The sequence below is a fragment of the uncultured Sphingomonas sp. genome, assembly GCF_964244265.1.
GTDB lineage: Bacteria > Pseudomonadota > Alphaproteobacteria > Sphingomonadales > Sphingomonadaceae > Sphingomonas.
Genome location: NZ_CAXTHV010000007.1, coordinates 43,292 through 62,999, shown reverse-complemented (window position 1 = coordinate 62,999; position 19,708 = coordinate 43,292). Strand labels below are relative to the sequence as shown.

At 67.9% G+C, this 19,708-nt stretch carries 21 protein-coding genes and 2 riboswitches; of the genes, 7 read left to right on the top strand and 14 right to left on the bottom strand.

All coding sequences use genetic code 11. The features are described from left to right. Positions 1–25: 25 nt before the first annotated feature. From ACFE7K_RS04370 to ACFE7K_RS04330, 9 genes are all read right to left on the bottom strand, one after another. Positions 26–616, bottom strand: coding sequence for a hypothetical protein (locus ACFE7K_RS04370; RefSeq protein WP_375396944.1), 591 nt, complete (start codon positions 614–616; stop codon positions 26–28). Beyond that, positions 616–2,148, bottom strand: coding sequence for an aminoacyl--tRNA ligase-related protein (locus ACFE7K_RS04365; protein WP_375396943.1), 1,533 nt, complete (start codon positions 2,146–2,148; stop codon positions 616–618). The genes ACFE7K_RS04370 and ACFE7K_RS04365 overlap by 1 nt, the downstream gene beginning before the upstream one ends. A 90-nt stretch (positions 2,149–2,238) precedes the next feature. After that, positions 2,239–2,754, bottom strand: a complete 516-nt coding sequence (locus ACFE7K_RS04360) for a CcdC protein domain-containing protein (protein WP_375396942.1) — start codon at positions 2,752–2,754, stop codon at positions 2,239–2,241. 8 nt (positions 2,755–2,762) lie between these two features. Then, complete coding sequence (gcvPB, locus tag ACFE7K_RS04355; protein ID WP_375396941.1) at positions 2,763–4,331, bottom strand: aminomethyl-transferring glycine dehydrogenase subunit GcvPB; 1,569 nt, start codon at positions 4,329–4,331, stop codon at positions 2,763–2,765. Further along, the gene (gene gcvPA / locus ACFE7K_RS04350; protein WP_375396940.1) at positions 4,328–5,686 is read right to left on the bottom strand and encodes an aminomethyl-transferring glycine dehydrogenase subunit GcvPA; all 1,359 of its coding nucleotides are present in this window, start codon (positions 5,684–5,686) and stop codon (positions 4,328–4,330) included. Before gcvPA ends, gcvPB begins: the two co-directional genes overlap by 4 nt. A gap of 101 nt (positions 5,687–5,787) precedes the next feature. After that, positions 5,788–6,159, bottom strand: a complete 372-nt coding sequence (gene gcvH / locus ACFE7K_RS04345) for a glycine cleavage system protein GcvH (protein ID WP_375396939.1) — start codon at positions 6,157–6,159, stop codon at positions 5,788–5,790. A gap of 1 nt (position 6,160) precedes the next feature. Next, a complete protein-coding gene (gcvT, locus tag ACFE7K_RS04340; RefSeq protein WP_375396938.1) occupies positions 6,161–7,297 on the bottom strand; it encodes a glycine cleavage system aminomethyltransferase GcvT in 1,137 nt (378 codons plus the stop codon). A 64-nt stretch (positions 7,298–7,361) separates the two neighbouring features. Continuing rightward, positions 7,362–7,506: riboswitch (glycine riboswitch) on the bottom strand. Further along, positions 7,507–7,595: riboswitch (glycine riboswitch) on the bottom strand. Positions 7,596–7,653: 58 nt separating this feature from the next. Next, positions 7,654–8,307: an MOSC domain-containing protein gene (locus ACFE7K_RS04335; protein WP_375396937.1), complete on the bottom strand. Its 654-nt coding sequence runs from the start codon at positions 8,305–8,307 to the stop codon at positions 7,654–7,656. 10 nt (positions 8,308–8,317) lie between these two features. Then, positions 8,318–8,995: a hypothetical protein gene (locus tag ACFE7K_RS04330; protein WP_375396936.1), complete on the bottom strand. Its 678-nt coding sequence runs from the start codon at positions 8,993–8,995 to the stop codon at positions 8,318–8,320. Positions 8,996–9,109: 114 nt separating this feature from the next. Here ACFE7K_RS04330 and ispH point away from each other — a divergent pair, with 114 nt between their 5' ends. The 7 genes from ispH (at position 9,110) to ACFE7K_RS04295 (ending at position 14,002) form a co-directional block, all read left to right on the top strand. Next, positions 9,110–10,066: a 4-hydroxy-3-methylbut-2-enyl diphosphate reductase gene (gene ispH, locus ACFE7K_RS04325; RefSeq protein ID WP_375396935.1), complete on the top strand. Its 957-nt coding sequence runs from the start codon at positions 9,110–9,112 to the stop codon at positions 10,064–10,066. 15 nt (positions 10,067–10,081) lie between these two features. Next, on the top strand, positions 10,082–11,038 hold the full coding sequence (gene thrB / locus ACFE7K_RS04320) for a homoserine kinase (RefSeq protein ID WP_375396934.1): 957 nt from the start codon (positions 10,082–10,084) through the stop codon (positions 11,036–11,038). Next, complete coding sequence (rnhA, locus tag ACFE7K_RS04315; RefSeq protein ID WP_375396933.1) at positions 11,035–11,538, top strand: ribonuclease HI; 504 nt, start codon at positions 11,035–11,037, stop codon at positions 11,536–11,538. The genes thrB and rnhA overlap by 4 nt, the downstream gene beginning before the upstream one ends. A gap of 90 nt (positions 11,539–11,628) precedes the next feature. Continuing rightward, on the top strand, positions 11,629–12,399 hold the full coding sequence (locus ACFE7K_RS04310) for an alpha/beta hydrolase (protein WP_375396932.1): 771 nt from the start codon (positions 11,629–11,631) through the stop codon (positions 12,397–12,399). Then, a complete protein-coding gene (locus ACFE7K_RS04305) occupies positions 12,396–12,812 on the top strand; it encodes a VOC family protein (RefSeq protein WP_375396931.1) in 417 nt (138 codons plus the stop codon). Before ACFE7K_RS04310 ends, ACFE7K_RS04305 begins: the two co-directional genes overlap by 4 nt. Before the next feature lie 8 nt (positions 12,813–12,820). Next, positions 12,821–13,552: a hydroxyacylglutathione hydrolase gene (gene gloB, locus ACFE7K_RS04300; RefSeq protein WP_375396930.1), complete on the top strand. Its 732-nt coding sequence runs from the start codon at positions 12,821–12,823 to the stop codon at positions 13,550–13,552. A gap of 39 nt (positions 13,553–13,591) precedes the next feature. After that, the gene (locus tag ACFE7K_RS04295) at positions 13,592–14,002 is read left to right on the top strand and encodes a hypothetical protein (protein ID WP_375396929.1); all 411 of its coding nucleotides are present in this window, start codon (positions 13,592–13,594) and stop codon (positions 14,000–14,002) included. A 7-nt stretch (positions 14,003–14,009) separates the two neighbouring features. Here ACFE7K_RS04295 and ACFE7K_RS04290 read toward each other — a convergent pair whose 3' ends face one another. From ACFE7K_RS04290 to ACFE7K_RS04270, 5 genes are all read right to left on the bottom strand, one after another. Then, positions 14,010–14,996: an aldo/keto reductase gene (locus ACFE7K_RS04290; protein ID WP_375396928.1), complete on the bottom strand. Its 987-nt coding sequence runs from the start codon at positions 14,994–14,996 to the stop codon at positions 14,010–14,012. A gap of 119 nt (positions 14,997–15,115) precedes the next feature. Further along, entirely contained in the window at positions 15,116–16,714 is a 1,599-nt protein-coding gene (locus ACFE7K_RS04285) for a phospholipase D-like domain-containing protein (protein ID WP_375396927.1), read from the bottom strand. Between the two features lie 96 nt (positions 16,715–16,810). Further along, positions 16,811–17,068: a hypothetical protein gene (locus tag ACFE7K_RS04280; protein WP_375396926.1), complete on the bottom strand. Its 258-nt coding sequence runs from the start codon at positions 17,066–17,068 to the stop codon at positions 16,811–16,813. A gap of 82 nt (positions 17,069–17,150) precedes the next feature. Continuing rightward, positions 17,151–19,007 (bottom strand): S8 family serine peptidase, encoded by a 1,857-nt coding sequence (locus ACFE7K_RS04275; RefSeq protein ID WP_375396925.1) that lies wholly within the window; start codon positions 19,005–19,007, stop codon positions 17,151–17,153. Positions 19,008–19,315: 308 nt separating this feature from the next. Further along, positions 19,316–19,702: a response regulator gene (locus ACFE7K_RS04270; protein WP_375396924.1), complete on the bottom strand. Its 387-nt coding sequence runs from the start codon at positions 19,700–19,702 to the stop codon at positions 19,316–19,318. Positions 19,703–19,708 lie beyond the last annotated feature (6 nt).

Genomic DNA, 19,708 nt, shown 5'->3' with positions numbered 1-19,708 from the left:
ATGCGCGATCGCGGCCGAACCGGGTTCAGCGCATCCGGTATTTGAGCCAGGCGAAGCCGGCAAATGCCATCAGCAGCACGATGCCCAGCGCCATGCAGCCGATATTGGCGGCCGACAGCGGCTCGCGCTCGAAGCCTGCGACGCGCACGATCAGCCCCGTTGCGAGGAGCGCACCAAGCGCCAGCGGCGACCAGTCCAGCCCGCGCATGTTCGCCCGCAGCCGCTCTCTCTTGCCAAGCGCCGGCGCGACGGGCGGACGCGTGCCGATTGCGCGGTCGGGCGCGGTGTTGAGGTGCCACCAGCCGACCAGCACCACGATCACCGTCATGCCCGCGAGGACCGCCTCTTGCCAGGGCCGGAGGGCGGCCGGCAACAGATCGGGTTGCGCCGCCAGCAGGCTCCCCCCGCCGATGACCCCGACGACCGTTACCACCACCAGGATGGTCAGCCCGCGGTTGAACTCGGCGACCAGATCGTCGCGCTCGGCCGCCGCCAGCCGGATCGCCGGCCCGCGCGTGCCCCGGCGATAGACATAGCCGCTGCCGTCGGGCGTGAACTGCCGCGCGAAATTCTCGCGCACCCGCCCCAGCGAGCCATGGCCGATCGGCATGACCATCAGTAGGCGCGACCGATCAGGATGCGTTCCACCGCCGGGCGGCCGGTGAACAGGCACGCGCCCTCGGCCGGCGCCTGGTCCAGCGGCGCGTTGCGCACGCTGACCTTGAGCGGCTTCAGCCGCTCGACGAGCGCATCGAGTTCGGCGCCGGTCGGGCGCGCCCAGGCGACTTCGGCCCAGCCGGCATCGCCCTCGCCGCCGAAATGGGCGGCCAGCGCCGCGAAGCTGGCGATGTCGCGGATGATGCCGCGGTCGAGCCGCGCCTTGGCCTCGGCGAACAGCTCGGCCTGGATCGCCTCCAGCATCGCCGCCGCGCCGGCCACGAACTCACCGAGCGGTATGGCCGTGCTGTTGAGCTTGCCATCCTCGCGGTATAATCGGTCGCGGCGGATGACCGAGACGTTGCCGCTCGCCATGTCCCGCGCGCCGACCTCGATCACGATCGGCGCGCCCTTCTTCACCCAGCCCCAGCGCTTGGTCGCGGGCCTGGCCGCCTTGAGGTCGAGCTGCACGCGCAGCGGCTCGCCGAACGCGCCGGCCGCCGCCAAATGACGCTGGAGGTCACGGCAATAGTCGATCAGCGCCGCGTCCTCGGGCACGTCGCGCAGCATCGGCACGATCACCACCTGCCACGGCGCCACGCGCGGCGGCACGCGCAGGCCGTCATCGTCGCCATGGGTCATGATCAGCCCGCCGATCATCCGCGTCGACATGCCCCAGCTGATCGTGTTGGCGAGCGCGAACTGGCCCTCGGCATTCTGGAAGCGGATGTTCTGCGCGTCGGCGAAATGCGTACCGAGAAAATGGCTGGTGCCGGCCTGGAGCGCCTTGCCGTCCTGCATCATCGCCTCGATCGACCAGGTCGCGACCGCGCCGGGAAAGCGTTCATGCTCGGGCTTCTCGCCAGCGATCACCGGCATCGCGCAGCACGTCTCGGCAAAGTCGCGATAGAGGTCGAGCGCCTTCATCGTCTCGTCGCGCGCCTGGTCGGCGCCGGCATAGGCGGCATGCCCCTCCTGCCACAGGAATTCGGCGGTGCGCAGGAACATCCGCGTGCGCATTTCCCACCGCACGATATTGGCCCATTGGTTGATCTGCACCGGCAGGTCGCGCCACGACTGGATCCAGCGCGAGAAACCGGCGCCGATCACCGTCTCGCTGGTCGGCCGCACGATCAGCGGCTCCTCCAGCTTCGCCGACGGATCGGGGATCAGCCCGCCCTTGCCGTCGGGGATCAGCCGATGGTGCGTGACGACCGCCATTTCCTTGGCGAAGCCCTCGACATGCTGGGCCTCCTTTTCGAAATACGAGAGCGGGATGAACAGCGGGAAATAGCAATTGTCATAGCCGAGGTCGCGGATGCGCGCGTCGAGCAGGCGCTGGATGCGTTCCCAGATGCCATAGCCCCAGGGCCGCATCACCATGCACCCGCGCACCCCCGAATCCTCGGCCATGTCGGCTTCGGCGACGACCGCCTGATACCAGGCGGCGAAATCGGCGGCGCGCGTGACGGCAAGGGCATGCTTGATCATCGGACGAGTCGATAGCGCCAACCCAAAGCGGGTCAATGCCGGGCGCCCCTGCTGCCGCCGACCGATCGGCCCCCAACGGGCAGGCCGCGATCAGCCTTGCCCGGCGCGTGCCTCGTCGAGCAGCCGTCTGGCGCGCAGGTACATCTCGATCCGCTGCGTCGCGAACAGGCCGAGTGCCAGCACCACCAGCGCGTCGGTCAGCAGCGCGACGTTGAGGTGCATCGCCACCCCTTCGGCGCGGACCGCCGCGCGCACCGCGATCAGCACGAAGATGAACGCGATGCCCGCGACCGATGCCTTCTGGTTGAGCGCGTGGGTCACGGGGTCGACCGTGATCCGCATCGTCTTGCCCCGCTGCCAGCCGAGCGCCGCCCCTACCGCCAATGCCGCCGCGCAGATGCCCCACCCCACCGGCGTCGGCGGAAATTGCACCAGCATCAGGATCGTGACGACAAGGTACAGCGTCGGGAACATCCACAGATATTCGAGCTTCAGCGGTCGCGTCTGCGACATCCGGCGCGCGCGGAAGAAGAAGATCACCGCAAAGATCGCGATCGGGACCAGGTAGCTGAGCAATCCGCCCGGCGATGCGGTCTGGACGTTCATCGATCCTCCTATTCGGCGGCTTGGGCCAGCATCGGATCCTTCCACGCCAGCACCGGCTTGCGCGCGGCCAGCGTTTCGTCGAGCCGCCGGCGCGGCGCGAAGTGCGGGGCGGACTTGAGCGCCGGGTCGCCGGCCTTCGCCCGCTCCGCCACCGAACGCAGCGCGGCGATGAACTGGTCGAGCGCGGCCTTGCTCTCGGTCTCGGTCGGCTCGACCAGCATCGCGCCATGGACGACCAGCGGGAAGTACATCGTCATCGGGTGAAAGCCTTCGTCGATCAGCCCCTTGGCGATGTCGATCGTCGAGAAACCTTCGGGCAGCCCCGCGTCGCTGAAGATCGCCTCGTGCATGCACGGGCCCGAGCCCGCGAACGGCGCGTCGAGCGTGTCCTCGAGGCTGCGCAGGATGTAATTGGCGTTGAGCACCGCATCCTCGGCGACCTGCCGAAGGCCGTCGGCGCCGTGGCTGAGGATGTAGGTGAGCGCGCGGGTGAACATCCCCATCTGGCCGTGGAACGCGGTCATCCGGCCGAAGCTGCTCGGGTGGTCGTCGCCGGCATTCTCCTCCTCGATCAGCGCAAGGTGGCCGTCGGCCTGCCGGATGACGAACGGCAGCGGGGCGAACGGCGCCAGCGCCGCCGACAGCACCACCGGACCGGAGCCCGGCCCGCCCCCACCGTGCGGGGTGGAAAAGGTCTTGTGCAGGTTGATGTGCATCGCATCGATGCCAAGGTCGCCCGGCCGCACCCGCCCGACGATCGCGTTGAAGTTCGCGCCGTCGCAATAGACGTAAGCACCGGCGGCGTGGACCGCATCGGAGATCGCCTTCATGTCGCGTTCGAACAGCCCGCAGGTGTTGGGGTTGGTGATCATCACGCCCGCGACGTCCGGGCCGAGCCGGGCCCCGAGCGCGGCGAGGTCGACGCGGCCCTCGGCGGTCGCGGGAATATCCTCGACCTGATAGCCGGCGAAGGCGGCGGTGGCGGGGTTGGTGCCGTGTGCGCTTTCGGGGACGAGGATGACCTTGCGGTGGCCCTCGCCCTTGGCTTCCAACGCGGCGCGGATCGCGAGGATCCCGCAGAGCTCGCCGTGCGCGCCGGCCTTCGGCGTCATCGCGACGCCGTGCATGCCGGTCAGGTGGATCAGCCAGAAGGCGAGCTCGTTGATGACGCCGAGCGCACCCTGCACCGTGTCGACCGGCTGGAGCGGGTGGACGTCGGCAAAGCCGGGGAGCCGCGCCATCTTTTCGTTGAGCCGCGGATTGTGCTTCATCGTGCACGAGCCGAGCGGGAACAGGCCAAGGTCGATCGCATAGTTCTGCCGCGACAGGCGGGTGTAATGGCGGACGGTTTCGGGTTCGCTGAGGCCGGGCAAACCGATCGGCGCGGTGCGGGCGAGTCCCCCTGGAAATTCCTCCCCCGAGAGGATTTCGAAATCGACGCCTGTCGTGCTGGCATCGCCGATCTCGAAGATCAGCGGCTCTTCGAGCATCAGCGCGCGATTGCCGGTGAAGGTCCGACCGTTGTTCTCGCCGGCTTCCGGGGCGGTCGGCCGCCAGCCGCTCTGGTTGATGCTCATGCCAGCGCCTCCTGCAGCGCGGAGGCAAGCGTCTCGATATCCTCCGCCGTGGTGGTTTCGGTGACCGCGACGACCAAGCCGTTCACGAGGCCGTCCGCCCCAGGATAAAGCCGCCCGAGCGACACGCCCGCAAGAATGCCGTTATCTGCGAGCCTTCGAACGACGGGGTGCGCTTCCTTCGACAGCTTCAACGTGAATTCGTTGAAGAACGAGTCATTGACCAGTTCGACCCCCGGCACCTGCGCCAGCCGTTCCGCCGCCGCCACTGCGCCGGCATGATTGGTCGCCGCCAGCGCACGCAACCCCGCCTCGCCCAGCAAGGTCATGTGGATCGAGAAGGCCAGCGCGCACAGCCCCGAATTGGTGCAGATGTTGCTCGTCGCCTTTTCGCGGCGGATATGCTGCTCGCGGGTCGACAGCGTCAGCACGAAACCGCGCTTGCCTTCGGCATCCAGCGTTTCGCCGCATAGCCGTCCGGGCATCTGGCGAACATATTTGTCCTTGCAGCCGAACAGGCCGACATAGGGCCCGCCGAATTGCAGCCCGACCCCCAGCGACTGGCCCTCGCCGACGACGATGTCGGCGTCCATCTCGCCCGGGGATTTCAGCAGGCCAAGCGCCACCGGCTCGGTGACCACCGCGACCAGCAGCGCCTTTTTCGCGTGGCAGGCATCGGCCAGCGGCTTGAGGTCGGCGATGCGGCCGAGCATGTCGGGATATTGGACGACGACGCACGAGGTGTCATCGTCGATCTCCGCGATCAGCCGGTCGACATCGGTCCTGACGGTGAGTTCCGGCAAGGCGGTGACGAGCTGGTCGCCGGCATATTTCGCCATCGTCTTCGCGACCGACACATAATGCGGGTGCAGCCCCGCCGACAGGATCGCCTTACCGCGCCGGGTGATCCGCCGCGCCATGCCGATCGCCTCCCAGCAGGCGGTCGAGCCGTCATACATGCTGGCATTGGCGACGTCGGTGCCGAGCAGGCGGGCGACCTGGGTCTGGAACTCGAACAGCATCTGCAACGTGCCCTGCGCGATCTCGGGCTGATAGGGGGTATAGGCGGTCAGGAACTCACCGCGCTGGATCAAATGGTCGACGCTGGCGGGGACATGGTGGCGATAGGCGCCGCAGCCGAGGAAGAACGGCGCATCGCCCGCGGCCAGGTTCCGGTGCGCGAGCGCGGTCATGTGACGCTCGACCGCCAGCTCCGACGCGTGCAGCGGCAGGTCGCGGATCGGCCCGTCGAGCTGCGCCTCGGCGGGCACGTCGACGAACAGGTCGTCGATCGATTCCACGCCGATGACGGATAGCATCGCGTCGCGGTCCGGCTGGGTCAGGGGCAGGTAGCGCACATCAAATTCCCGTCGCTCCGGCGGAGGCCGGGGCCGTTAGGTTGGTCGGGCGGCACTTCGTCGCGAAGCGGCCCCGGCCTCCGCCGGGGCGACGCCCAGGATCACAGCTTCGCGACGAACGCCGCGTATCTGGCTTCGTCCATCAGGCTGTCGACCTCACCCGGGTCGCTTAGCGTCAGCTTGAAGAACCAGCCCTCGCCATCGGCGTCCTCGTTGACCAAGGCCGGATTGTCGGCGAGCTCGGCATTGCCGTCGATCACCGTCCCCGACACCGGCGAATAGACGTCGGACGCGGCCTTGACGCTTTCGACCACCGCCGCCTGGTCGCCCCTGGCCAGCGTCTTCCCTTCCTCCGGCACGTCGACGAACACGATGTCGCCCAGCTGGCCTTGCGCGTAATCGGTGATGCCGACGGTGCCGACGTCGCCGTCGACCTCGACCCATTCATGATCCTCGGTGAAATAGCGGCTCATCTCACTTGGCTCCTCGGACATAGCGGTGGGGGACGAAGGGCATGGCGGCGACGGTCGCGTCATGGACCTTGCCGCGTTGCGACAGCCGGATGGGGGTGCCGGGCACGGCCATCGCGGCGGGGACATAGGCCATCGCGATCGGCGCGCCGAGCGTCGGCGCGAACCCGCCCGACGTGACCCTGCCGACCGTCGCGCCCGAGGCGTCGAGTACCGTCGCCCCTTCCCGGACCGGCTGGCGCCCCGCAACGACCAGCCCGACGCGTCGCGACGCCGCGCCCGCCTCGCGCTCCATCAGGATGCGCTCGGCGCCGGGGAAGTTCGCCTCATCGCGGCGACGCTTGCTGGCGACGACGAAGTTGAGCGCGGCCATGATCGGGGTCGTCTCGGGGTCGAGATCGTGGCCGTAAAGCGGCAGATCCGCCTCCAGCCTGAGCGAATCGCGCGCGCCGAGACCGATCGGCTTGACCTCCGGCTCAGCGGTCAGCAGATCGGCGATCCGTTCCGCGGCGTCCGCCGGAATCGATATCTCAAAGCCATCCTCGCCCGTATAGCCCGAGCGGCTGATCCACGCATCGACCCCGGCAATCTCGAACCGGCCGCCGATCATGAACACCAGGACGTCGAGCGGCCATTCGCCGGTGACGTGGCGCCGAAGCACCTCGAACGCCTTCGGCCCCTGCAACGCCAGCAACGCGCGATCGTCGAGATGGTTGATCGTGATCTCGTCGGGCAAATGCTCGCGCAGATGCGCGATATCGTCATATTTCACCGCGCCGTTGACGACCATGTAGATGCTGTCCGGCCAGCGCGCGAACATCAGGTCGTCCAGGATTCCGCCATTTTCCGCCAGCAGCATCGAATATTTCTGCTGGCCCAGCTTCACCCCTCTGACATCCGCCGGGATCAGCGCCTCAAGCGCCTCGTCCAGCCCCTCGCCGTACAGCTGCAACTGGCCCATATGGCTGACGTCGAACAACCCGGCCGATCCGCGCACCCACAGATGCTCGGCCATGATGCCTTCATATTGGACCGGCATGTGATAGCCGGCGAACGGCACCATCCGCCCGCCACGGGCGCGGTGCCAGCCGTCCAGCGGGAGCTCCTGCAGCTCGATCTCGGCGTCGCTGTCGTCGCTCACCCCGGGCACCTTCTTTCCGCACACAGATGACGGCGCGACAACGCCCCGAACCGGGCCGATGTCCGCCGCCCCCTCTGTCACGGAAACCTGAGAGCTTTCGCCGGTGCGCGAACGCGCCGGGTTACCCCTTCGGCGGCCCCCGCTTTGGGTCCCATCAAAGCGATACTTTGACGGGAGCCCGCACGGGGACTCTTTCCAGAGCGTCGCTGTCGACAAACGCGGTCCGTTTGCCTGAGAGATTCCGGGGCGGTTGCTCCTTCGGCGGCGGGTCGAACCCGCACTCTCCCGCGTCGTCAGCGACTGGCGCCGGTGTGGCGCGGCGCGGCAGGCGAGTCAATCGGCGAACGACGCCCGGTTCACCCTTTCGCCATCAGGTCACCTGCCCGCTTGCGCCAGCCGGGAAACAGCGCCGCCATACCGGCCAGCACGCCGAGCGCTGTCGGATCGCGGCGATGGTCGCCCGCCACCAGCAGCCCGAACACGCGCGCCACGCTCCAGTCGGGATGGACGCGCTCGACCAGCGTCAGCGCGTCGCCGGCCGCGGCCTCGCCGGGTTCGACGACGCGATAATACCAGCCGCTCAGCCGCTCGCGCACGATCAGCGCCGGCAGCGCCGGCCAGCCCAGCCGCTCGCCCTGCTTCCAGCACGGCTGGCGGCCCTGGCTGACCTCGATCAATGCACTGCCCAGCCGGAAGCGGTCGCCGATGCACACCGCGGTCTCGACCAGACCATCGGTCGACAGATTCTCGCCGAACGCGCCCGGCCCGGCGAGCAGCGGCTGGTCGGGACGGTCGCGCCGCCAGCGGGCATAATGGTCGTGCGGATAATGGTGCAGCGCCTTGTCGGGGCCGCCGTGATGACGGTGATCGGCCTGCTGGTCGGCCGTGATCCCCAGCCGGCCGATATGCACCCGGCCGGCGACCGGCCGCTTGTCGATCGCGCTCGTCTCGCCGCGCGCGAACGGCCGGACCTTGCCCGTCAGCAGGGCAAGTGCCGGCACGGGGATCATCGTATCAGGGTCATCGCGTGGCGTTGTACTTGAGCTGCTCGTCGCTCAGCTGGAAGCCGACCAGCGCCTCGAACGTCGCGCGCAGCACCGCGGCGCGCACGTCGGGCGCGCTCAGCGGATCGATCGCGGCCTCCTCGCGGCCCGCCTTGCGCCGCTGGGTAATGCGGCGCTTGACGTCGTCGGACAGCGTCGCGGCGTCGCGCGTGACCGAGGTGCTGGCCGAGCCGCCGGCCGAGGCGCGCGTCTGGCCCGCGTCGAAATGGACGACGACGCGGCCGACGCGCTTGGCGACGACCGCGGTCCCGCCCTGCACCATGGTGATGAAATAGGGCAGGGTCACGTCGCGCGCACCCTCCGCCCGGCTGCGGCGCGCGAGCACGGTGAAGGTGACGTTGGTGACGACGTCGGCACCGACATCGCCACAGGTCGAACGCAATTCGGTCATCGCCGCGACGACGTCGATCGCCGTCGCCTCGCGACTGGCCACGGGGTCGAACAACGTGACGTCGCCGGTCGCGGCGGGGATCGCCACCGACGGACAGGCGGTGCGCACCGCGGTGACCCCGGCGCCGGCCTCCGACACGTCCAGGTCGCCCTTTCCGGCGCACCCGCCCAGCACCAGCGCGACGGCGATCGGGGCGGCAAGTAAACGTACTGACACGGCTAAACGTACTGACACGGCCGGCATACCTCTTCGAAACGGGCAGGGGCCGCAGCCTTCCGGCCAGGGCCCCTGGTTGCGCGGCCGATACCATAGGAACCGGCTTTGCCTCGCGCAAGCAATCGCGTAGAGCTTCCGCCGATGGCCGACGAGCTGAAACCGGTGCTGGAACTGCTGATCGCGGCGCCGCGCGGCTTCTGCGCGGGGGTCGACCGCGCGATCCGCATCGTCGAGCTGGCGATCGAGAAGCACGGTGCGCCCGTCTATGTCCGGCACGAGATCGTCCACAATAAATTCGTGGTCGACACGCTGAAGGCCAAGGGGGCGGTGTTCGTCGAGGAGCTGGACCAGGTGCCCGACGGCCTGCCGGTGGTGTTTTCCGCCCACGGCGTTCCCAAGTCGGTGCCGGCGGCGGCCGCGGCGCGCGGCCTGTCCTATCTCGACGCCACCTGTCCTCTGGTCAGCAAGGTCCATCGCCAGGCCGAGCGGCTGGTCGCGGCCGGGCGGCACATCGTCTTCATCGGCCATGCCGGCCATCCCGAAGTGGTCGGCACGTTCGGCCAGGTGCCGCCGGGATCGATGACCCTGGTCGAGACGATCGCCGACGCCGAGACGCTGGTGCCGGCCGATCCCGACACTCTGTCGTTCCTGACCCAGACCACCTTGTCGGTCGACGACACCGCCGCGGTGGTCGCCGCCCTCCGGCGGCGCTTTCCGGCAATCCAGGCGCCGCGCGGCGAGGACATCTGCTACGCCACGTCGAACCGCCAGGCGGCGGTCAAGGCGATTGCCAGTTCGTGCGACGCGCTGCTGGTGATCGGCGCGCCCAATTCGTCCAATTCGCTGCGCCTGGTCGAGGTCGCCGAGCGCCAGGGCGTTCCCGCGCTGCTGATCCAGCGCGCCGCCGACCTCGATCTGGACTGGCTGGTCGGCATCGGCACGTTGGGCATCACCGCGGGCGCGTCGGCGCCCGAAATGCTGGTCCGCGAACTGGTCGAGCGGCTGGCGGAGCGCTATGAAGTCATCGAACGCGAGGAGGAAACGACGCGCGAGACGATCGCCTTCAAGCTGCCCCGCGAGCTGGACGCGGCCGCTTAGGGGCCGAGATAGCGCTTGGCCGTCTACACGCATGTCTCGGCCGAAGCGCTTACGGCCTTCCTGGCGCGCTATGACGTCGGCGACCTGGTATCGGCCAAGGGTATCGCCGAGGGTGTCGAGAACTCGAATTACCTGGTCGACACGACGACCGGCCGCTTCATCCTGACGCTGTATGAAAAACGCGTCGCGGCCGCCGACCTGCCGTTCTTCATGGCCCTGCTCGATCATCTCGCCGCCAGGGGCCTGCCGGTCCCGCCGGCAATCAAGGATCGCAGGGGCGTCGAGATCCAGCAGCTGGAGGGGCGCCCGGCCTGCCTCATCCGGTTCCTGCCCGGCCTGTCGCTGTCGCATCCGACCCCGGTCCAGGCCGAAGCCGCCGGCCGCGCGATGGGCAGGATGCACGCCGCTTTGGCCGATTTCCCGCTGGAACGGCCCAACACGCTCGGCATGGATGCCTGGCTGCCACTGTTCGAGCGATGCGGCGCGGGACTCGATGCCATCGACCCCGGCCTGCGCCGCACGCTGGCACGCGGCCTGGACGGCACGCTGCCGTTCTGGAACGACGATGGAGACCGCTGCGCGATCCATGCCGATCTGTTTCCCGACAACGTGCTGATGCGCGGCGACGAGGTGAGCGGGCTGATCGATTTCTATTTCGCTTGCACCGACCTCAGGCTGTACGACCTGGCGGTGATGCACAGCGCGTGGTCGTTCGATGCCGACGGCCGGACATTCGACCGCGCCATCGGCGATGCGCTCCTGGTCGGATATCGGAACGGCTTCGGGCTGTCCGACGCCGAGCGCGGCCAGCTCCGGTTGCTGTGCATGGGCGCCTCGATCCGGTTCGCGCTTACGCGTGCCTGGGATTGGCTCAACACCCCCGCCGATGCGCTGGTGACGCGCAAGGACCCGATGGCCTATGTCCGCCGGCTGGAATTCTACCGGCGCACGGGGGCCGATCTGTTCGCATGACCGAGCTTGACCATGTCGAGATAGCGACCGACGGCGCGTGCAAGGGCAATCCGGGGCCGGGCGGCTGGGGCGTGGTGCTGCGAATGGGCGGTACGGAGCGGGAGATGTCGGGGGGCGAGAAGCTTACCACCAACAATCGCATGGAACTGGCCGCCGCGATTGCGGGGCTGAACGCGCTCAAGCGGCCGTGCCGCGTGACGCTGTCGACCGACAGTCGTTACGTGATGGATGGCCTCACCAAGTGGATCCATGGCTGGCGCCGCAACGGCTGGCGCACCGCCGACCGGAAACCGGTCAAGAACGCCGATCTGTGGCAGGCGCTGCTCGCGGCGGCCGAGCCGCACCGCATCGAGTGGCAATGGGTCAAGGGCCATGCCGGCCACCCCGACAACGAACGCGCCGACCGCCTGGCGAGCGCCGCCGCGACCGGGGCGGGCGGGCGGGAACAGCGATCCCCCGCGGTCGAAGACATCTTCACCGGCCCGTCCAGGGGGAGCTGACGTGAACCCATCGTCCTGGGGCAGGCCGCGCATTTCTCCCGGCGTCCGGAGCGTCTGTTGCAGGCGACAGGAGCATCGTAGATACCGGCCATGACCCACTCCCCGCGCCCCGCACTCGCTTATCACCTGACCGAGGGAGCGGGGACGCCGCTCCTGTTCCTGCCCGGCTATGCCTCCGACATGACGGGGACCAAGGCGCTGGCGCTGGAGGCCTGGGCACGAGGCGCCGGCCATGGTTTCCTGCGGTTCGACTATGCCGGCTGCGGCCAGAGCGAGGGCGTGTTCGCGGAGCAGACGCTGACCGGCTGGCGTGACGATGCGCTGGCGATGCTGGGCCTGCTCGGGCGGCCCGCTATCCTGGTCGGGTCGTCGATGGGCGGCTGGCTGATGCTGATGCTGGCGCGCGACCATCCCGATCTCGTCGCCGGCCTGGTCGGCATCGCGATCGCGCCCGACTTTACCGACTGGGGCTTCACCACCGACGAGAAGATGCGCCTGCTTACCGAAGGGCAATTGGAACGGGCGTCGCCTTACGGCCCCGACCCCACCGTCTATACCCGTGCCTTCTGGAGTTCGGGCGAAGCATCGCGGATGACGTTCGGGCGGATCGCGATCGGCCAGCCGGTCCGCCTGATCCACGGCATGGCCGATCCCCACGTGCCCTGGGTCCGCAGCGCGCACGTCGCCGGGCTGCTCGACGCGGCCGACGTGCAGACGTTGCTGGTCGAGGACGGCGACCACCGCCTGTCGCGCGACGCCGACATCGCGCTCCTGATCCGCGCGGTCGAGGATTTGGTGGCGCTGGCATCGCCGCCGGGCGCTTCCTATCTTGCCCCCGATATGCCGGAGCCAGCGTCATGAGATACCTCCACACGATGATCCGCGTTACCGATCCAGAGGCGACGATCGCGTTCCTCGGCCTGGTCGGGCTGAAGGAAGTGCGCCGCGTCGACAACGACCAGGGCCGCTTCACGCTGATCTTCATGGCGGCGCCCGGCGACGAAGGCCGCGCCGAGGTCGAGCTGACGCACAATTGGGATGCGCAGGACTATGCCGGCGGGCGCAATTTCGGTCATCTCGCCTATCGCGTCGACGACATCTATGCGACGTGCCGGCGGATAATGGACGCCGGCCACGTGATCAACCGCCCGCCGCGCGATGGCCACATGGCGTTCGTGCGCACCCCCGACAACATCTCGATCGAGCTGCTCCAGGACGGCAGGCTGGCGCCGGCCGAACCCTGGGCATCGATGCCCAATAGCGGCGAATGGTGAGGCCGCCCATGCCGCTCGAGATAATCCGCATCCCCGCCTTGACCGATAATTACATCTGGCTGGTCCACGATCCGGCCAGCGGCGATACGGTCGTCGTCGACCCGGGCGAGGCCGATCCGGTGCTGGCCGAGGCGGCGGCGCGCGGCTGGCGGATCGGGCAGATCTGGAACACCCACTGGCACCCCGATCACACCGGCGGGAACGCCGCGATCAAGGAGGCGACGGCAGCGACGATCACCGCGCCCGCCGCCGAGGCCGACCGCATTCCCACCGCCGACCGCCTGGTCGCCGAAGGCGATACGGTGATGCTGGGCGATCATGCCGCGACGGTGCTCGAAACGCCGGCGCATACCGCCGGGCATGTCACCTATCATTTCGCCGACGGGGCGCTGTTGTTCCCCGGCGACACGCTGTTCGCCATGGGCTGCGGACGGCTGTTCGAGGGCAGCGCCGGACAGATGCATGCCAATCTGCAGCGGCTCGCCGCGCTGCCGCCGGAGACGATGGTCTATTGCGCGCATGAATATACATTGGCCAACGCGCGCTATGCCCTGAGCACCGAGCCCGGCAATGCGGCGATCGCCGACCGGCTGAGCGAGGTCGAACTCGCGCGGATGAACGGTCTGCCGACGATTCCGACCACGATCGGCGAGGAATGCGCGACCAATCCCTTCATGCGCGCCGTCTCCGTCGCGCAATTCGCCGAACGCCGCGCGGCGAAGGATGCTTTTCCAGGCTGATGCGTTATATAAGGAGGGGGGTGGATGATGGAGCATATGATGAGAATGCTGGCCCTTTCCCTGATCGCCACCGCCGGCCTGGCCGGCTGTGCCCAGACCCCCGCCCAGACGGCGCGCGCCCAAGCCGCGGCAGCCGCCAGCCAGCAGGCGCTGGCCGGCGAACTGACGGGCTTGAGAGCGGTATCGACGTCCGACTGCCTGCAGGACCGGAGCGCGACCTCGGGCCTGAAGGCCTATGGCGACAGCCTGGTCTATCGCGTCAGCGACCGGCTGAAATACGTCAATGCCACCACCGGCGGATGCGAGGGCGTAGCGCGGGGCGACGTCCTGGTCACGATATCCAATAGCGGCCGGCTGTGCCGTGGCGACATAGCCCGGACGGTGGACCAGACCGGCCATTTCCCGACCGGCAGCTGCGCGCTGGGATCGTTCACCACCTATCGCAAATGACGGGCGATCAGCGGTTGTTGGCGGCCATCAGCGGCGCGGGATAGCGTTCGCCCTCCACCGCGATCTCCGCCAGCGCGCGTTCGATCCCGGCCAGATCGGCTGAATCAAGCGCGACATCGGCGGCGGCAAAATTCTCGTCGAAACGGCTGAGCTTGGTGGTGCCGGGAATCGGTACGATCCACGGCTTCTGCGCCAGGATCCAGGCCAGCGCGACCTGCGCCGGCGTGATCCGTCTGTCCCCGGCGATCCGCCGAAGCAGGTCGACCAGCGCCTGGTTCGTCGCCATCGCCGCCGGCGTGAACCGCGGCAACATCTTGCGGAAATCCTTGTCACCCAGCTTGGTGTCCCGGCCCATCGCCCCCGTCAGGAAGCCGCGGCCGAGCGGGCTGTACGCGACCAGCCCGATGCCGAGCTCTTCGCATGCCGCGAAGATGCCATTGGCTTCGGGGTCGCGCGTCCACATCGAATATTCGTTCTGGAGCGCGGTCACCGGGTGCACCGCATGCGCGCGGCGCACCGTGTCGGCGGCGGCCTCCGACAGCCCGAAATGCTTGACCTTGCCCGCGGCGACCAGATCGCCGACGACGCCCGCCACGTCCTCGATCGGCACCGCCGGATCGACGCGATGCTGGTAGAACAGGTCGATCCGCTCGATGCCCAGCCGCTTCAGCGAGGCGTCCGCCACTGCCCGGACATGCTCGGGGCGACTGTCCGTGCCGGCCAGCGTGCCGTCGACGATATCGAACCCGAACTTGGTGGCGATCACCACGCGGTCGCGCACCGGCTTAAGCGCCTCGCCGACGATTTCCTCGTTGGTATAGGGGCCATAGACCTCGGCCGTGTCGAAAAAGGTCTCGCCCCGGTCCACCGCCTCGCGCAGGAGGGCGATGCTGTCCTTTCGGTCCAGCGCCTGGCCATAGCTTGAGTTCAGGCCCATGCAGCCGAAGCCGATCGCGGAAACCTCGAGCCCGCCGCCCAGAATGCGCTTTTGCATCGCTCCGCCCTTCCTCATCCGCCGCGAGACCATTCGCGATCGTGCATATAGGAAGGCGGTCGGCAATCGGTGAGGGCGACCGGTCGCTCCCGCGGCGGGATGGACCGCCGGTCCGGCGATCAGCCGTAATAATCGCGCCAGCTCATCCGGACCATGCCGGCCGGCGGCGCCTCGCCTTCCCCCGCGACCAGGACGGGCTTGTCCTCGTCAAGGTTGGCCCGGGCGCGATTGTCCCAGTCGTCGAGAAATACCGACCGATAATAATCGGCAATCTCGGCATCGTAGAGGATGAGACCGGCATCGCGGTTACGCAGCACGCCATCCCCGGACCAGTTGGCGCTGCTGACCAGGACGATCTCACCGTCGACGATGATGCCCTTGTTGTGGATGTTGCCCTGGATCCGGAAGACGGTGTCGCGATAGCCCGATTCGACCAGCTTGCGGACCTTGTTGGCGGCATCGGTACTGCCGACGATGATCCGGACATCCAGGTCATGGCGATAGGACAGCGTGCCGAGCAGCTCGAGCATTTCGGTGAAGCGCTTGTCCTGGATGGCCGCGCTATAGGTGATGTAGGCGTATTGGAGATAGATCGACTTCCGTGCTCCTTTCAGCAAATCCATGATCTTGCCCAGGTAATTATCCGGCGTGAGCACCGGCTGGACCTTGATTGCGCGTGCGGTGGACGGCAGCGACCGGGGCGCCACCGGGTCGGGCGCCGCCGCCAGATCGGGCAGGTCGACCAGCCGGTCGATGGGCACGAACACGTCCGGGAGCCGGACGGGCGTCTCTACGTCGAGCTGCGCGCCGGCATCGCCCTCCCGCTTCTCCTGCTCCGACCCGTCGCGATCGTGACGGATGTAGCGTTCGAACAATTGCGCGAGATCGGCGTCGTCCACGATCACGTGCCATTCGCGGTTGCCCTTGGAATACATGCCGCGGGCTTGCGCGGGGAAGCCGATGGGATCAATGTTCGGCTGGCTGCGCAGGCTCCAATTCCCGCTCGACAGCCAGAACGAGGCCGCATCGCGGACCGCGACCTTTTCGTGATACGCGCTCGCGAACCGTCGCCCGCCGCCGCATTGGACGATCCATCCGTCGAGCAGGCCCTGCAGGCTGGAGCGAAGCTTCGTGCGGATCGCCGTCTCCGGCGCGGTCATGCCGTCGTCCCACGTCAAGACGGCCGTGATGTCGTTGCCGCGCACGGTGTCGATGAACGTCTTGGCGATATAATCGGCGTTGAAATCGTACATCGCCACGGACAGGCTATGCCTGGTCCCTTCAAGAAAGGGCTTGAGCGTCGGCCAGCCGGCATCGGGGCCGACATGGCAGAGAAAGCTGCCTTTCACCTCGAACAATGTATCGATCGGATTGTCGTCGATCGGCTCGTAGGTGAGGTTGTCGACCGACGCCTCGACCATGGCCATGACATCGGGCAGGCCGTCCGTCGCCGCGATCTGCTGCATCGGGTCGGCCTGCAGGACGCAGACGCGGTAGGATCCGATCTGGCGCGGCGCCCGATCCTCCGCGAGCAGGCTGTCCGCCGGTTTCCTGTGGCGGACGAAAACGATGACTGCGGGTTCGCGCAGGATCGCCCCATCGACGATCGGAAAGCCCGGCTCGGCGCTCACGAACCCTTCGGTCTGGGCAAGCTCGGCATGGTTCTGATCGATCGCCTGCTGAACTTTCGCTCGGCTCGCCGCGTCCAATATGCGCATTGCCACCCTACCTAGGCGCCGCCGCAACACGCGTCGCGCTTGGCCGACAACGGGCGAAGCTCGAGCCCGAACTCCAGCCCGACATGGGCAGGGCGGCTATTCGATGAGACGCTCGACTTGCGCCAGCCTGACGTCCGCGACGGTCGGGTCGGACTTGAGGCGCGACCATTGGTCGGCGTTGACCCTGGTCGTATAGATGTTACCCGCCGTCCTGGACAGGTCGACATAAAGCGGCGCCGCCACGCCGTCGTGCAGCCGGACGATCGCACCGCGGCGATCGATCGCATCCTTGAAGCCGGCCAGGGCGGCGGCCGGAACGTCCATCTTCTTGAGCGAATTGAAATCGGTCGGCATCGTCGCGCACCCGTGATCCGGCGATCAACATAAGGTTCGCCCCGGATGTGCGCAAGCAGCGCCGCGTTGCGGGTCGCGTCGATCATGCGATCGCGCCGCCATCGGCGCGGCCGAAGCCGTAACGCGCGTCCCATGCCGCCGGAGCCGAAGGCGGCGGATTGCCGAGCGTCGTCTTGATCAGCCGCTCTCTCAGCTCTGTGACGGTCATCCTGAGCCCCTTGCCCGCGGCTTCGGCCAAGATGAGCGCGACCAGCCCCGTCACCGCCGGCGCGGCCATGCTCGTCCCGGATTTGCGGGTCACGCCATTGCCGGTGCGCGATCGGGCGGCGACGACATTCTGGCCGGGCGCCGAGACCTCCGGCTTGTCGCGGCCGTCGCGCGTCGGGCCGGTGCTGGAGAAGCTCGAGAGCGGGAAGCTCGGCTTGTGGGCGTCATAGCAGCCGACGACGATGCTCTGATGCCCGGTCGAGATCGAGCCCAGATTATGGGTCGGGACGGGATTGGCAAAAGCCGACTGGCTGCCGTCCATTCGCTCGATCCAGGCGTGATAGTCCACCGCCGCCTCGTCGAGCGAACGCAGGCGCACCAGCCATGGATCGGTCGACATGCGCTCGGCCAGGTAGATGCCGATCATGTTGTCGTGATTGTTCGGATCGTCCTGACGGCTGCTGATGAAGATCGAAATCCGCCCGTTGGCGCCGATCGGGAGATTGTCGTTGTGCGAGAGCGGACCGAATTGGGTGCCGTCCGGCGCGACCAGCGTCACCTGCAGCGACCTGGCGCCGGGATACCAGAGCTCGAACTCGCCGCCGCCTTCACTGTTCTGGAGCCAGGCAATGTCATGATCGGCACCCGGTTCGACCGTGCCGCTCGTGTGGATATCATCGGCCTGGGAATTGCCGGCGGCAATCACGACCGCCCGGCCGGGCTTTTCGCCGACCAGCGCATCGAGGCCCTGTTCGACCAGCGAACTGCCATCGTGCGGACCGCCATTGGTGCCGAGGCTCAGGTTGACCACGCAGGGCCGCTCGCCCGCCTGATCGAAAATGTACCGGACCGCTTCAAGCAGGTGAACCGAATCGCCGAAGGACTGGTTCACGGCATCCGGTCCGGTCCAGTTGATGTCGTTCGTCGATGCCTCCACGAAGATCAGCGTCGCTTCGGGCGCGACACCCGCCTGCCCGCTGCCCAGACCGTTTCCGGCGGCAATGTCCATGACATGGGTTCCGTGCGTCCCCACCTGAGCCGCATTGTCCGGCGCAGGAAAATAGCCGAGCGCCGCATAGGGAGTGTCGGTGGCAAGCGCGGCGTCGATATCGGCGGCGGTATGGACGCGGCCATAGCCGAACGGGCTGTCGGGCTTCGCGATACCGGCCTGGTCCCAGATCTTCTCGATCCGGGTCTTCCCGCTCGCCGAGCGGAAATTGCCGTGCAGATAGTCGCATCCGAAATCGACGATGCCCACGATCACGTCCCTGCCGCCCTTCGCATCGGTTCCCGCGTCCAGGTCGGCGGCGGCCACATGCATCGCGGCGATCGTTGCGCCGAGGGTCGGCCGCACCGGTTGCGCGGCCTTCATGCTGATCACGCAAGGATCGTTGCGGATCGCCTCGGCCCGGATGATCGGCACGCGGCCCGTGACGATCCAGGATCCGTCCGCGACCTGCCCCAGCATGCTGCCCGGCAACAGGTCGGGAATGGCCTCCCATGCCTGCGGCGCGGTGACGCGCGCGACGACCGCAACCTCGTCCGCGTCGGTAGAGGCCAGGGTCAGGCCCGGCTTGCCGCTGCGTCGATTGGCGATCGCCAGCTGCAGGCGCGGATCCATCGGCGTATCGATGTGGATCGGGAGGATCCGCAATTCGCCCGCCGTTGCCACCGATGGCGTCTCGACGCGCGTCGCCAGCATCTGCCCAAGCCCGAAAAGTCGCGCGGCCACGCCGGATTCTGATCCCGCATTGCGATCGACACCGGCAAACCCAGTCGCGCGTCGGCGACCCGCGCCTTTTGCCCCAAAACGCCTGGGGGAACGGGACCTTCCTTCATCCGTCATGGCGGCTCCCTGGATCTTCCGGCGGCACCGTCCGTTCGGCTCGATTGCGTACGCGCATCTACGTTACGGCAATGTCCGGCGATCAGTAAACTGCGGCAAGGACGGGAGTCGATGATTAAGGTCTCATTTTGGTGGCAGTGCCGGCTTCAGGGCCGGCTTCAGGGCCGGCTTCAGGGCCGGCTTCAGGGCCGGCTTCAGGGGCGGGCGATCAGCGTCCGGATTTCGGCCGCCAGATGGACGGGGTCGAACGGCTTCAGGATGACCCCGGTCGCGCCTTCTTCGCGATAATAAGCGATGTCGGCGGCGCGCCCCTTGGCGGTCATGAACAAGGCCGGGGTCCTGTCCAGTCCGGGCAGCCGGCGTAACGCGTGCAACGTCGCCACCCCATCCATTTCGGGCATGATGACATCGAGCACCAGCACGTCGGGCCGCCAGGCCGGATCGCTGGCGAGAGCGAGCGCCGCGCTGCCGGATCGGGCGGTCCGGACGACCATCGCGGGATCGAGCGCGAGCGCCATTTCGACGATCACGCGAATGTCCGCATCGTCATCGACATAGAGGAGGTTGAGGACCGCGCTCATCTGATC

Coding starts and splice junctions, on each gene's coding strand:
- ACFE7K_RS04370 (WP_375396944.1), bottom strand. CDS start 616: ATGGTCATGCCGATCGGCCATGGCTCGCTGGGGCGGGTGCGCGAGAAT.
- ACFE7K_RS04365 (WP_375396943.1), bottom strand. CDS start 2,148: ATGATCAAGCATGCCCTTGCCGTCACGCGCGCCGCCGATTTCGCCGCC.
- ACFE7K_RS04360 (WP_375396942.1), bottom strand. CDS start 2,754: ATGAACGTCCAGACCGCATCGCCGGGCGGATTGCTCAGCTACCTGGTC.
- gcvPB (WP_375396941.1), bottom strand. CDS start 4,331: ATGAGCATCAACCAGAGCGGCTGGCGGCCGACCGCCCCGGAAGCCGGC.
- gcvH (WP_375396939.1), bottom strand. CDS start 6,159: ATGAGCCGCTATTTCACCGAGGATCATGAATGGGTCGAGGTCGACGGC.
- ACFE7K_RS04335 (WP_375396937.1), bottom strand. CDS start 8,307: ATGATCCCCGTGCCGGCACTTGCCCTGCTGACGGGCAAGGTCCGGCCG.
- ACFE7K_RS04330 (WP_375396936.1), bottom strand. CDS start 8,995: ATGCCGGCCGTGTCAGTACGTTTAGCCGTGTCAGTACGTTTACTTGCC.
- ispH (WP_375396935.1), top strand. CDS start 9,110: ATGGCCGACGAGCTGAAACCGGTGCTGGAACTGCTGATCGCGGCGCCG.
- rnhA (WP_375396933.1), top strand. CDS start 11,035: ATGACCGAGCTTGACCATGTCGAGATAGCGACCGACGGCGCGTGCAAG.
- ACFE7K_RS04310 (WP_375396932.1), top strand. CDS start 11,629: ATGACCCACTCCCCGCGCCCCGCACTCGCTTATCACCTGACCGAGGGA.
- ACFE7K_RS04305 (WP_375396931.1), top strand. CDS start 12,396: ATGAGATACCTCCACACGATGATCCGCGTTACCGATCCAGAGGCGACG.
- gloB (WP_375396930.1), top strand. CDS start 12,821: ATGCCGCTCGAGATAATCCGCATCCCCGCCTTGACCGATAATTACATC.
- ACFE7K_RS04295 (WP_375396929.1), top strand. CDS start 13,592: ATGAGAATGCTGGCCCTTTCCCTGATCGCCACCGCCGGCCTGGCCGGC.
- ACFE7K_RS04290 (WP_375396928.1), bottom strand. CDS start 14,996: ATGCAAAAGCGCATTCTGGGCGGCGGGCTCGAGGTTTCCGCGATCGGC.
- ACFE7K_RS04285 (WP_375396927.1), bottom strand. CDS start 16,714: ATGCGCATATTGGACGCGGCGAGCCGAGCGAAAGTTCAGCAGGCGATC.
- ACFE7K_RS04280 (WP_375396926.1), bottom strand. CDS start 17,068: ATGCCGACCGATTTCAATTCGCTCAAGAAGATGGACGTTCCGGCCGCC.
- ACFE7K_RS04270 (WP_375396924.1), bottom strand. CDS start 19,702: ATGAGCGCGGTCCTCAACCTCCTCTATGTCGATGACGATGCGGACATT.